Here is a 12,335-nt window from a genome sequence, read left to right as displayed (position 1 = left end):
TCAGGCCGCTTCCTCGGGTTCCGCTGCACTGCTTGGTCCGGCGTCGTGGATGCGGATGACCCGCCACCGGCCGCTTCCGAGGTGGCGGACGAGGTCGAGGGTGATGTTTTTTCCGGTGTCTTCGGTTTGCCTGCCGGGGTGGGTCCCCGTGTGTGGGGCCGGCACCAGTTGGACGCGCCAGATTTCGTGGTCCACGAGCCCGGCTCCTGTGCCTAGTGGCGCCCGGGTCTCTTCGAGCCACCATTGGCGTCTTTCATACCAGCGGGAGGGTTCTGCACAGACCTGGTAGTCGCGGCCTTGCCATCTGACGTCCTGTGGTTGGCCATCTTCGGTGCAGATGACGTTTACGGACTCGTTGAACAGTCCCATGTGCACGCTCCTTACACCGCAAGACAGATAACCGTTATTCGAAAGTATGTTCGAATAATAGTTAGTTTACGACGCCGGAACGGCAAAACCTACTCAGGGGTTGGCACCTTCTTCGGCCTTGTGGCGACTCGTCGTCCTGCGCTTTTGAGCAAGAGGTCCCGCAGCGGATGCATGGTTTCTGCGAGCGCCACCCTTCCCATCAGCGATGATGCGATCCGAAGTTGTTGGGTGGGCAGTACTCGTTGCTTGTTGTAGGCCGCAAGCGACTCGTTGCTTGTTGTAGGCCGCAAGCGCTTGTTTGCTGGGCAGTTCGTTGAGGAGCCTTCCCAGGGTGACTGCGTCGACCAGGGCTTCGCAGGCTCCCCTGCCAAGGTTGGGCGTCATGGCGTGGGCGGCATCCCCCAGCAGCACGATGCCGTCCTTGGCGTAGCGGGCCATCGGCGGGGTTGTCCAGATTCTTTGGGCGAGGGATGTTTCGGGGGTTGCCTGTCCAAGGACGTGCTGCACCGCCGGCGAATGGTGTTGGAAGATGTGCCTGGTCAATGCCAGGGCTTCTTCCACGTCAACCTGGTCAGGCCCGAGGCCGGACCGGAAGGAGGCGTACCAGTTGGTCCCCGATCCCGTGGGGGCGAGCCCGAAGAGCGTGCCGCTCCCCCAGTATTCTCCGACGTCGGACGGTGACGGATGGGAGGGGATGACACCCCTGACGGCCAGGAATGGCGTGGGACGTGCTTGGGTGCGGCTTCCCCAGGCTGTCCGGCGAATGATGCCGTGGACTCCGTCGGCGCCCACCAGCAGCGCGCCGTTGTTCGGCAGCTCTGCCACTTTTCCGGTGATTCGGGTGACCGATGGCGGAACAGCGGAGTCAAGCATGCGGAGCAGGCCGGGCCGTGAAATCCCCATGAGCACGTTGCCTTGCATGGAGAGCATGGGATGGCCCGAGGGGTCGCGGAGGGCGCCTGAAGCCAGCCGGGCTCCTGCCGCTTTCAGCATTTCCAGCAACCCGAGTTCCGCCAAAGCCGCTTGGGCGCCGGACCACATGGCCAAGGTTGTTCCCACGCCGGGCAGTTCGGGCCGTTGCTCGTGGATGGTGACGTCGAACCGTCCGGGATCAAGCCGGGCCGCGAGCGCCAAACCGGCAATTCCACCCCCAATGATGTCCACTTTTTCCATGGCCACACTCTACTACTACATTTGTAGTAAAACCATGGTTCAAGGCTAGACTTCCTCCATGCCGGACCGACGCACCGAAATAGCCGACGCCGCCGTGGCAATCGTCGCGGCCAAGGGCCTCAAGGGCCTCACCCACAGGGCGGTTGACGCCCAAGCGGGCCTCGCCGTCGGAACAACGTCCAACTATTTCCGCAGCCGCGCCGCTTTGGTGGCTGCCGCCGTCGATCATGTGGAAGCGCGCGACGCCCGGCTCCTGCGGGGTCAAGGAATGGAAGGGCTCCCGACGACGGTGCCGGAGTTGGCAGACCAACTCGCCGGCGCGGTCCTTGCGCTTGCCGGTGAACACGCCGAGTTGACCCGGGCAAGGTTCGCTTTTGCCCTGGACCGTCCCGAGGTCGTCTCCGCCGGTCACGAACGCATGGTTTCCAGCCTGGAGCGCCTGCTTCAGGCGATGGGACTGCACGATGCGAGATCCCGGGCGGAAGCTGTTGCCGATTACAGTGACGGCTTGGCATTGCATCTGCTGACTGCCCGGCACGGACAGGAAATGGAGCGTTCAACCGTGGCGGACAACGTCCGGCGCCTTCTGGAAGGATGACCTGCAAGGGGTGGACGCAAGCCGGTCCGCAGAGCAACATGGTGGCATGAGCACCCAAGACGCACTCCTGAAGCAGGTCAGTATCACCGCCACGGACCAAAACCTGGTGGCGCGTTTCGAACTGGATGGCAACGTCCCTGATTCCGGCGCCTACGTCGTGGGACTGGTAGCCGCCAACGAAGACTACTCCAATCAGCGAAGGCTGGGCATCGAGTTCATGAATGGTGAGGCGATCTCGTTCTTCTCCTTCAACCACGCCCTGAGCGCGGAGGAAAACTATGACATCAAAGGTGTGGAACATTCGGGAAACGTGATTACCGGAAGCTTTCCGGCCTCCGCCATCCAAGGCCTTCCCAAAGGGCATGTGATGACTGCCTTCAGCGAAGCCGACGGGCGTGACTTCCAGTCCGGCGTCCCCGTCAAGGAAGAGTTCCAAGAATCCTAAAAGGGCAGTACTTAGAAAAGCGCTTGGACCGGTTCGATAAGTTCCGGTGAGTTGTTACGGACATTTCCGACGGCGGCACCCACCGCATCCAGCGTCCAGTCCGCTGCGGCATCATGGGCGCGGGAGCGGACCATCCGGACGAGTTCTTCGGCGTCTTTTTCCTTGGGATCCAACCAGGCTTCCATTGTGTCTTTGCTCATGGGCAACGGGACCCGGTCATGAAGTGCCGTCAATTCATCGAAAACAGAAGCACTGCGCCGCGTTCGCGCTGATTCCGCCGTCGGGGTGTCTGCGGTGATGATCGACATCGACAGCAGCCACCGCGCGGGATCGTCTTCGGGCAGCGACTGATCCCGCCACCACTCATACAGGCCGGCGAACACCACGCCGCCACCGTTTCCGGGGTGGACATAGTAGGGCTGCTTGTTCTTGCCCTCACCTTTCTTCCATTCGTAGTAGCCATCGGCAGGCACAGCGCAACGCCTGGCAACCGCAGCCTTGCGGAATGACGGTTTCTCTAGGAGGGTCTCGCTGCGGGCGTTGATCAGGCGGGCGCCGCCCTTGGCATCCTTCGCCCACGACGGCACCAAGCCCCACTTCGCCACATGCAGCTGACGCTTGACGGACTCCTCCACCACGCGTTCCAGAACAATCGGGACCGTGTCCGTCGGAGCAACGTTCCATGACTTTTCGAGGGCGACTTCCTTCTCCAGTTCGGCGTCGAACTCGGCCAGAAGGTCACCCACGGCACGGGCCATGACATAACGTCCACACATGCCACTCAGTCTGCCTTGTCCACGCCCCGCACACCAGCACCGCGGCCGGAGCTGCCCCGTCCGTAACCGGCGTTCGCACGGAGCAGGGAATTATTCGCCGTCGCGTTACCGTTGATACCAACGAACCAACCAGCGTGAAAACGAACAATACCTAGGAGAGCTCTGTGGATTTCACCCCCGACTCCGGCACCGTCACCATGTTCTCGACCACTTGGTGCGGATACTGCAACCGCCTGAAGAAGCAGCTTGACGCAAAGGGCATCGGCTACACCGAGATCAACATCGAGGAAGTCGAAGGCACCGCCGAACTCGTCGAGCAGCTCAACGGAGGCAACCGCACCGTCCCCACCGTTCTCTTCCCTGACGGCACTGCCGCCACCAACCCTTCCGCTGCCGAAGTCGAGAACCGCCTCGCGGCCTAAAGCCCGCCAGTCGTTGGCCGCGTAGGACCACGCAACAGGCCCGCCACGGAACAATCCCTTCCCTGTCTGCCACGTGTGATAGACAGAATGGGAATCCGTAGCGGGCCTTGCTGCATTAACGTGCCGCATGGGACAGGCCCGCGCTCCGCCAGTCCGAAGGGAACGTTCATGGTCCACGCAGTCAAAGGCGTCGTCGTACGCTCAAAAGGGGCGCCCGCAACCCTCGAAACCGTCCTGGTCCCCGAACCCGGGCCCGGAGAAGCCCTGGTGGACATCCTGACCAGCGGCGTCTGCCACACAGACCTGCACTACAAGCTCGGCGGCATCAGCGACGATTTCCCGTTCCTGCTCGGCCACGAAGCAACCGGCGTAGTCAGCGCCGTCGGCCCCGACGTCACCGACGTAGCACCCGGTGACCGCGTCGTCCTGAACTGGCGGGCCGTTTGCGGCAACTGCCGGGCCTGCAAGCGCGGCGAGCCCCAGTACTGCTACAACACGCACAATGCCACGCAGAAGATGACCCTCGAGGACGGCACGGAACTCTCTCCCGCCCTGGGCATCGGCGCTTTCATCGAAAAGACCCTCGTGGCCGCGGGCCAGTGCACGAAAGTAGACCCCGACGCCGATCCCGCCGCCGTCGGACTGCTCGGCTGCGGCGTCATGGCCGGCTTGGGCGCGGCACTGAACACCGGCGGCGTCAAGCGCGGCGACTCGGTGGCCGTCATCGGTTGCGGTGGTGTTGGCGTTGCCGCCATCGCCGGAGCCGCGCTTGCAGGGGCCACAACAATCATCGCCGTGGACATCGACCCCAAGAAGCTCGAACGCGCCAAGGACCTCGGCGCAACCCACACCGTGGATTCATCGGCAGGGGACCCCGTGGAAGAAATCCGCGCCCTGACCGGCGGCTTCGGCGCGGACGTCGTCATTGACGCCGTCGGACGCCCCGAAACCTACAAGCAGGCCTTCTACGCCCGCGACCTCGCCGGAACAGTCGTCCTGGTAGGCGTTCCCACCCCGGAGATGAAGCTCGAACTTCCGTTGCTGGACGTCTTCGGCAGGGGCGGATCCCTCAAGTCCTCCTGGTACGGGGACTGCCTGCCCTCCCGCGACTTCCCTATGCTGGTGGACCTCTACAAGCAAGGCAAGCTCGATCTCGACGCCTTCGTCACCGAACGCATCACCATCAACCAGGTGGAAGAGGCCTTCGACAAGATGCACGAGGGCGCCGTCCTGCGATCGGTGGTGGAACTGTGACGTCCGGAAGCAACGTCAGGATCGACCGCGTCGTCACCTCAGGAACTTTCTCCCTGGACGGGGGAACCTGGGAGGTGGATAACAACGTCTGGATCATTGGCAACGACACCGAGTGCCTCGTCATCGATCCGGCCCACAACCCCGCCGAAATCGCAGAGGCCGTCCATGGCCGGAAGGTCACCGCGATCCTCCTGACCCACGGCCACGACGACCACATCCGCTACGCCGGAGAATTCCGCGACCTGGTCAAGGCACCCGTCCACCTGCACCGGGACGACTGGATGCTGTGGCACGCGGTCTTCCCCGACCACGACCCTGACAAGGCGATCGAGGACGGTGAGGAGTTCACTGTTGCCGGTGCCACCCTGAAGGCGCTCCACACTCCGGGCCATTCCCCCGGATCGGTGTCGTTCCTCCTCCCGGGCCACGGAAAACCGGCCGAACCAGGAGCAAGCGTCAACACCGTTTTCAGCGGAGACACCCTCTTCCAAGGTGGTCCCGGCGCTACCGGACGGTCCTACAGCGATTTCCCCACCATCATCGAATCCATCCGGACACGGCTCCTCTCCCTGCCTGAGGACACCGTGGTTCTGACCGGCCACGGCGAGTCCACCAGCATCGGCGCCGAAAAGCCGCACCTGGACGAATGGATCGCACGGGGTCACTAGCCCCCATCACGTCCGGAGGCCGGCTGCTGCCCCAAACACCGGGGCGGCAGCCGGCTCCAGCCGGATAATCACCGACTTGGAGGCCGGGGTGTTGCTGCCCTCGGCCGTCGACTCCAAGGGCACAAGCACGTTGGCCTCGGGGTAGTAGGCCGTCGCGCAACCCCTGGCACTGGGGTACGCCACCAAACGCAACCCGCGCAGCACACGGTCAACGCCGTCGTCGGCTTCGCTGTGAACGTCAACGTACGCGCCATCCGCGAAACCCAACTCCGCCAAATCCCCGGGATTGACCATCAACACCATGCGCCCCTTCTTGATGCCCCGGTACCTGTCATTCATGGTGTAGGTGGTGGTGTTGAACTGGTCATGGGCACGGACCGTTTGCAGCATCAGCCGCCCCTGGGGCACCGTGATGGTTTCCAAGGCGTTCACCGTGAACATCGCCTTGCCTGTGGCGGTGGGAAAGGTCCGGCTGTCCCGCGGCCCATGCGGAAGGACAAACCCGTCCACCGCGCGGATCCTCGTGTTGAAGTTTTCGAAGCCGGGCACAACGTGGGAAATGTGTTCCCTGACGGAGTCGTAGTCCCGCCGCATGCCGGCCCAATCCACCGGCACTTTGCCGCCCAAAACCGCCTCGGCCATCCTGGTGACGATCGCAACTTCGGACAGGACCTGTTCCCCGATCGGCGCCAGCCGGCCCGCGGAACGATGGACTGCGCACACCGTGTCCTCGACCGTGACGAACTGCTCCACTCCGCCCTGTACATCGATCTCCGTACGCCCCAAGGCCGGGAGAATCAGGGCCTGCTCCCCCGTCACAGCGTGGGAACGGTTCAGCTTGGTGGAAATCTGCACTGACAGCCGCGTCTTCCGCACGGCGTCCTCGGCTACCTCGGTGTCCGAGATCGCGTGGACCAGGTTCCCGCCCAAAGCCACCAGCACCTTGATGCTGCCATCCCGCATGCCTTTGATGCTGTCCACCGAATCCACCCCGGGTTTCCGTGGCGGTTCGAATCCGAATTCCTCCCCGAGCGCGTCCAGGAACCAGGCAGGTATTTTTTCCCAGATGCCCATGGTCCTGTCACCCTGGACGTTGCTGTGACCGCGGATGGGTGAAGGACCGGCTCCGGGCTTACCGATGTTACCGCGCAGCAGCAGGAGGTTGATGATTTCCTTAATGGTCGCAACGGCCTTTTTGTGCTGCGTCAGACCCATGGCCCACGTGATGATCACCCGCTCAGCCCGGATGTATCTCTGTGCCAACTCGTCGATCTCTGCGCTCGTCAGCCCTGTGGCAACCAGGACGTCCTCTTCCCGCAATGCAGCCATCTGGGCGGCGAAACCCACAAAACCGCTGCAGTGACGGTCAATGAAAGCGCGGTCGAGCACCGTTCCGGGTGCCGCCCGTTCAGCATCCAGGACGCGCTTGGAAACGGCCTGCAACAACGCCATGTCACCGGCAAGCCGGATTTGCAGGAACTGGTCGGCCAAATCCGTCCCCTTGCCCATGAGCCCCAAGGGCTTCTGCGGGTTCCGGAAGTTGATCAAGCCTGCTTCGGGCAAAGGATTGACCGCAACAATCGCCGCACCCGCATGCTTTGCCTCCTCCAGCGCGGTCAACATGCGCGGATGGCAGGTCCCCGGATTCTGGCCCATGATGATGATCAGGTCCGATTTCGCGAAGTCCGTGTAGGTGATGGCTGACTTGCCCACGCCGATGGTCTCCCCCATGGCCACGCCGGTGGATTCGTGGCACATGTTGGAACAGTCCGGAAGGTTATTCGTCCCAAAAGCGCGGACAAAGAGCTGGTACAAGAACGCAGCTTCGTTACTGGTCCTGCCACTCGTATAAAAGGTGGCTTGGTCCGGATGATCCAGGCCGTTGAGCTCCCGGGCAATGACCTTGAAAGCTTCGTCCCAGGAGACTGGAACATAATGGTCCGAGCCGGCCGCCTTGAAAACCGGCTCAACCAGCCTGCCCTGCTGGCCCAGCCAATACTCAGACCGTGTCTCCAAGGAAGCCAAGGAATTCTCTCCCCAGAACGAAGAAGGAATCCTCAGGGGTTCGGCCTCCCAGCCGATGGCTTTGGCCCCGTTTTCGCAAAACTCGGCGGCTTTCCGTTCCGGCGGATCGGGCCAGGCGCAGCTCATGCAATCAAAGCCGTCCTTCTGGTTCACCGCGGTCAAGGTCTTCCAGGCCCGGGCGGGTCCCATCCCGGCCAGAGCATGGGGCAACGTTTCGCTGAGGCTGGGCAATCCTGCCGCCGAGCGTTTGGGCCGCCCGACCGTCAGTTCAGCGTCGGTGTCCTGAAGTGGGTGCTTCTTCCGTGCCATCGTTCCACCGGAGTTTCAGTCTTGGCGATGTTACGTTTTCAATCTATGCCTGTGCCGTCGTTCAGGCGAGCAATGCGCGGAAGTCGCCGTCGACGATGTGCCCGTAACTTTGGTAAGCCTCGACCACTGCGTCCTCAACTGTCTTGACGTCAAGGCCGGGGAGGAGATCGTTCGCAGCACCCGCCGTCGCCGGGTCCCACTCAAGGCCCAAGGCCGCATAGCTGGCCGTAAGGACCTCACGGATGGGCGCGGAATCCTCCACAACGATCACGGAACTGAACAACCATCCGCCTGAAACCACGCGCTGCGCCGTGCCGATGAGCTTGATGCGGTGCTCCGGCCAATCCAGTGATTGTCCATGGACGCTGAACTCGCCGGGACAGTACTCGCCCGCGATTTCGCCGACGGCGGCATGGACGCCAACCCTGCGCAACGCGCCGGCCAACAGCTCACCGAACTGCGAGAACCGCGCCTTCGCCTGAACGATCGCGTCCGGGTGCGGCTCAATATGGTCAATGACGAGCGTGCCTTGATGATAGGCGGCCGCCCGCCCGCCGGCCTTCCGGACCAGAGGCTCGAAGCCCAACCGCCGGCAGGCATCTGCTGCCGCTTCGAATCCCGGGAGGTTTGCATCCCGCTGGCCGAACGCCACCGTGGGGAGTGGCCGATAGAGCCTCAGCGACGGACCCAGACGGCCGCTCCGGGTGCGCTGCAGGAGTTCGAGCGCGAAGTCGAGGTCCTCGGCCGCACCCAGAGACTCCGGCTGCCGGTAAACAGTAAGACGAGGCTGCTGCGGCGTTGAGGGGTCCTGCTCAGTCATCAGCTCTTCCTCAGCGTCAGGATCTGCTCTGCCCTGCCAAAGGGGCCCGAGTGGTCGTGCAGGACCGAGGAAGTCAGGCCGATTCCGTCAGAGCCGAAGGACACCCTGTTATCCAAGCCAAGCCATTCACCGGCCGGTTCCCGGTACATATGGATCTGAAGGTCCACGTTGGGGAAAATGTAGCTGTCCTTGCCCGGAGGCACGCGTGCAGCGATGCCGTTGGCTGTGTCCACCAGGCCCATCAGGCGGGCAACGTCGGAGCTGTCCTCCCTGTCCGTCAACGGATGGGCCGTCCGGATCCAGACCCTGCCCGAACCCGGCCGGTGTCCTTCGGCAATGCGCATTTCCAGGGAGCTGATGTACCCGCCGGGCCAGACGCTGGCTCCATCCCAAGGCTTGCATTCATCCGGCGCAGGCATCGGTTCGTCTTCGACGGCGGCTATGGCGCTGGTGTCGCTGGTGATGATCCGCCATGCTGTGGCCCTGATAGCCACCCGGCCGGCAGCCGTCAGCTCTGCCTGGACCAACTCGATGGTCCGCCCCGGGCGCAGGGTTGAGGTAGTGACTTCGAAAGTACCTCCCGGGATCAGGCCCAGGATTTCGTAGCTCATGCGGGCCATTCGGACGTCGTCGCGCGGTTCGTGCCTCAGGAGGGCATCGGCCATGATGCCGGACGCGGGTGCCATGTGCTGTTCGTGCGGGTTCCAGGCGCCCTGCGCGTGGATCGTTGAACGGTACAGGCCGTTGCCCAGCGATTCGTAGTAGAAATCCCCCTGCGCCAGTTCCGGTAATGCAGTAGACAAGCCGAGCCTTTCGCCAATATCGCATGTGAACTCAGACCACTGTATCCGCTGATTGGCCCTGTATCTGCCGCTTGGAGTCCGCACTCGGGTCATAACCGCGGTGCGGGAGTTCGGGGCTCCTAGGATGAAGGCATGGACCTTCGTGATGCCGCCCAGGAGCTGTACGCCGTGGTGCCCCGCGACTTCACCGCCCGCCGTTCGGAACTGGTCCGCGAAGCCAAGGACGCAGGCGACAAGGAGCTTGCCAAGGACATCGGAAAGCTGGGCAAACCGGCCGCCGGCGCGTGGGCGATCAACGCCTTGGCCGTTCACAAGCCCGAGGTGATTGACGGCGTCGTACGCTTTGGAGCTTCCCTGCGGGCCGCGCAGGAGGACGGCGACGCGGACGCATTCCGGCAACTGGGCCTGCAGCGTCAGGGCGAGCTGACGGGCGCCGTGCACGATGCCAGGGACCTGGCAGCGGAGCTGGGTTTCCCGCTGAGTGCGGCGGCAGCTGCCGACGTCGAACGGACGTTCCGGGCGGCGATGGCCGACGCCGGTGCTGCCGCCGCCGTTGCCACAGGGCGGCTGGTCCGGGGGCTAAGCGGCAGTGGATTCGAAGAAGTTGACCTGGACGGTGCCGTGGCAGGCGGGGAGTTCAAACCCGAGCCGACGTCCCCACCCAAGAGCCATGCCAAACCCGGGGCCCAGTCCCAACCAGAGGGCCAGTCCCAACCCAAGGACCTGTCCAAACCCAAGAGCCAGCACGAGCCCAAAACGAAAGAGAAGAAACCCGGGGAAGAAGCCACCTCCTTGGCTGAGCGTCGTGCTGCCAAGAAGAAGGCAGCCCTCGAGGAAGCCCAGGCGGAATTCGACGCCGCAGAGTCCGAAGCCAAGGAAGCTGACGAGGCGGCGACACAAGCGTGGAACGCGGTCAAGGAGATCGAGCGCAGGCGCAAGGCCGTGCAAGCGGACATCGAGGAGTGCAAGAAGCGCCTTGCTTCCCTGGAGGCCGAACTCATTGGGATCACGAGGGACGCCGAAGCGGCCGAGTCCGACAAGAAGCGCGCGGTACGGGCCGCTACCCAACAGCGACGCGCCGCGGACCAGGCCCGGCGGCGCGTCGAACGGTTGGGTTAGCCCTGCTTCTTGCCCACGGTTTTCTGCAGGTTGTGGGTCGCCGGACCTTCAAGGTACGTCCCGTCCGGCGTGAACCTTGAGCCGTGCAGGGGGCAGTCCCAGGACTTTTCGGCGTCGTTCCACGTCAGCAGGCCGCCCAAGTGGGCGCAACTGGCAGAAACCCTGCACACCTTGCCGTCTACTGTGGAGACCGCTGCAGGCTCACCTTTGTACAGGCCGACGACGCCGCTCCCCTCCGGCGGCCGGGTTTCGTCCGTGATCTCCGGGTTGCTCCGCACCTTTGCCTTGTCCTCCACCATGCGTTTGGCTATCCCGGCATTGAGCCGGACCGCCTGGGCCGCACCCTGCGGGGACGTCACCCGGTGGTGGATGACAGTGGCCCAATCCGACTGGCCGCCCAGGATGTCCTGGGTGATGGACAACGCGGCGGCCACCCCGTTGCTCATGCCCCATTTGTTGTAGCCCGTGCCGAAGAAGATCCGGCCATGGCCCCTGGGCAGCTTGCCGAAGAAGGGCATCAAGTTGGTGGCCTGGTAGTCCTGCGCAGACCAGGTGTGCGTTACCTCGGCTCCCGGGTAGTTTTCCCTGGCCCAGCCCAGCAACGCATCCAGGTGTGCTTGGGGAGACTTCGCCCGGCCTGCCGGATGTCCGTACCCGCCAACCAGCAGCAACTCATCGCCCTCGGGTGTTGGGTAGGTCCGTTGGGAGCGGGTGGGCGGATCCATGGAGAGGTACATCCCGGTGGGAATCGTCGCGTCTCCCGGTAAGCGCAGGGCCGCCGCGTAGGAGCGGTTGGGCTCAAGTTTGGCGAAGTACAGGCCGCGGTCCAGGATCGGAGTTCCCGTGGCCACCACCACCGTGTCCGCTGTGAAAGTGCCTTTCCGGGTGGTCACGTCCATGGGCTGGCCGGAACCAACGTTCTGGACCTGGACGCCTTCGACAATCAGGCCCCCGTGCCCGCGGATGTCGTTGGCCAGCGCCTCGAGGACGTCCATGGGATTGATCTGGGCCTGGTCTTCGAGTTCCAGAGCCTCCACTACGGGGAACGGCAGGCCGGCATCCTTGCTGAAATGGACATCCAAACCGGCGTCCCGCGAAACCGCGGCCTCCTTGCGGAGCCGTTGGCCGCCGTCGTCACTGGTTGCGAAAGTCACCGCCGTCCGGGTCTGGAAGGGGACGCCCTGCTGCTCCATGTACTGTGTCAGCCAGGCCTGGCCGGTCCGATTTGCTTCGACGTAGGCCTGGACCACCTTCAGTGAGTACTGGTTTCTCAGGGCAGACAGGGCACCGCCTTGGAGGAGGCTCAGTTTTCCGGTCGTATTACCGGTGGTGACGGCACCCAGCGTCCGGGCTTCGAAGACCACCACCTTCTGCCCGGACCTGGAGAGCAGGAGCGCGGCCACCAGACCGGTGAGGCCGGCTCCCGCCACTATCGTGTCGAAGTGCTTGTCCTCGGGAAGATCATCAGAACGGAATGCGGAAACACGGTCCAACCAGAGTGACTTCATCGAACAACCTGCCCCTTCAATTCACAAAAAAATTGCCTTTGGCATG

General features: G+C 63.5%; 13 protein-coding genes. 6 read left to right on the top strand and 7 right to left on the bottom strand.

What is annotated here, in order from left to right; genetic code table 11:
* Positions 1 to 369: a DUF6504 family protein gene (locus HMI59_RS10285; RefSeq protein ID WP_193593571.1), complete on the bottom strand. Its 369-nt coding sequence runs from the start codon at positions 367 to 369 to the stop codon at positions 1 to 3.
* Between the two features lie 93 nt (positions 370 to 462).
* Positions 463 to 1,542, bottom strand: a complete 1,080-nt coding sequence (locus HMI59_RS10280) for an FAD-dependent monooxygenase (protein ID WP_370583581.1) — start codon at positions 1,540 to 1,542, stop codon at positions 463 to 465.
* A gap of 58 nt (positions 1,543 to 1,600) precedes the next feature.
* Between HMI59_RS10280 and HMI59_RS10275 the strand changes: the two genes are divergently transcribed.
* Together HMI59_RS10275 and HMI59_RS10270 are read left to right on the top strand one after the other, a co-directional pair.
* The gene (locus tag HMI59_RS10275) at positions 1,601 to 2,140 is read left to right on the top strand and encodes a TetR/AcrR family transcriptional regulator (protein ID WP_193593570.1); all 540 of its coding nucleotides are present in this window, start codon (positions 1,601 to 1,603) and stop codon (positions 2,138 to 2,140) included.
* A 46-nt stretch (positions 2,141 to 2,186) separates the two neighbouring features.
* Entirely contained in the window at positions 2,187 to 2,585 is a 399-nt protein-coding gene (locus HMI59_RS10270; protein ID WP_193593569.1) for a hypothetical protein, read from the top strand.
* Between the two features lie 11 nt (positions 2,586 to 2,596).
* On the opposite strand, the gene HMI59_RS10265 is transcribed toward HMI59_RS10270, so the two are convergent.
* Positions 2,597 to 3,343: an SOS response-associated peptidase gene (locus HMI59_RS10265; RefSeq protein WP_255527676.1), complete on the bottom strand. Its 747-nt coding sequence runs from the start codon at positions 3,341 to 3,343 to the stop codon at positions 2,597 to 2,599.
* A 182-nt stretch (positions 3,344 to 3,525) separates the two neighbouring features.
* On the opposite strand from HMI59_RS10265, the gene HMI59_RS10260 reads away from it, so the two are divergent.
* The 3 genes from HMI59_RS10260 to HMI59_RS10250 all read left to right on the top strand — a co-directional run bounded on the left by HMI59_RS10260 (position 3,526) and on the right by HMI59_RS10250 (position 5,705).
* Positions 3,526 to 3,783: a mycoredoxin gene (locus HMI59_RS10260; protein WP_193593567.1), complete on the top strand. Its 258-nt coding sequence runs from the start codon at positions 3,526 to 3,528 to the stop codon at positions 3,781 to 3,783.
* Between the two features lie 168 nt (positions 3,784 to 3,951).
* Positions 3,952 to 5,037, top strand: a complete 1,086-nt coding sequence (locus HMI59_RS10255) for an S-(hydroxymethyl)mycothiol dehydrogenase (RefSeq protein ID WP_193593566.1) — start codon at positions 3,952 to 3,954, stop codon at positions 5,035 to 5,037.
* Positions 5,034 to 5,705, top strand: coding sequence for an MBL fold metallo-hydrolase (locus HMI59_RS10250; protein ID WP_193593565.1), 672 nt, complete (start codon positions 5,034 to 5,036; stop codon positions 5,703 to 5,705). Before HMI59_RS10255 ends, HMI59_RS10250 begins: the two co-directional genes overlap by 4 nt.
* A gap of 6 nt (positions 5,706 to 5,711) precedes the next feature.
* On the opposite strand, the gene HMI59_RS10245 is transcribed toward HMI59_RS10250, so the two are convergent.
* The 3 genes from HMI59_RS10245 to HMI59_RS10235 form a co-directional block, all read right to left on the bottom strand.
* Positions 5,712 to 8,039, bottom strand: a complete 2,328-nt coding sequence (locus HMI59_RS10245; RefSeq protein ID WP_193593564.1) for an FdhF/YdeP family oxidoreductase — start codon at positions 8,037 to 8,039, stop codon at positions 5,712 to 5,714.
* Positions 8,040 to 8,100: 61 nt separating this feature from the next.
* Positions 8,101 to 8,859, bottom strand: coding sequence for a lipoate--protein ligase family protein (locus HMI59_RS10240; RefSeq protein ID WP_193593563.1), 759 nt, complete (start codon positions 8,857 to 8,859; stop codon positions 8,101 to 8,103).
* Complete coding sequence (locus HMI59_RS10235; protein ID WP_193593562.1) at positions 8,859 to 9,662, bottom strand: thioesterase family protein; 804 nt, start codon at positions 9,660 to 9,662, stop codon at positions 8,859 to 8,861. Before HMI59_RS10235 ends, HMI59_RS10240 begins: the two co-directional genes overlap by 1 nt.
* 132 nt (positions 9,663 to 9,794) lie before the next feature.
* Between HMI59_RS10235 and HMI59_RS10230 the strand changes: the two genes are divergently transcribed.
* The gene (locus tag HMI59_RS10230; protein ID WP_166187292.1) at positions 9,795 to 10,781 is read left to right on the top strand and encodes a hypothetical protein; all 987 of its coding nucleotides are present in this window, start codon (positions 9,795 to 9,797) and stop codon (positions 10,779 to 10,781) included.
* Here HMI59_RS10230 and HMI59_RS10225 read toward each other — a convergent pair.
* Entirely contained in the window at positions 10,778 to 12,289 is a 1,512-nt protein-coding gene (locus HMI59_RS10225; RefSeq protein WP_193593561.1) for an FAD-dependent oxidoreductase, read from the bottom strand. The genes HMI59_RS10230 and HMI59_RS10225 overlap by 4 nt on opposite strands.
* Between the last annotated feature and the right edge of the window lie 46 nt (positions 12,290 to 12,335).

This window comes from Paenarthrobacter sp. YJN-5, from assembly GCF_015040095.1.
GTDB classification, from domain to species: domain Bacteria; phylum Actinomycetota; class Actinomycetes; order Actinomycetales; family Micrococcaceae; genus Arthrobacter; species Arthrobacter ureafaciens.
The sequence above is the reverse complement of the archived record's forward strand: the minus strand, read 5'-3'. Positions and strand labels throughout refer to the sequence as shown.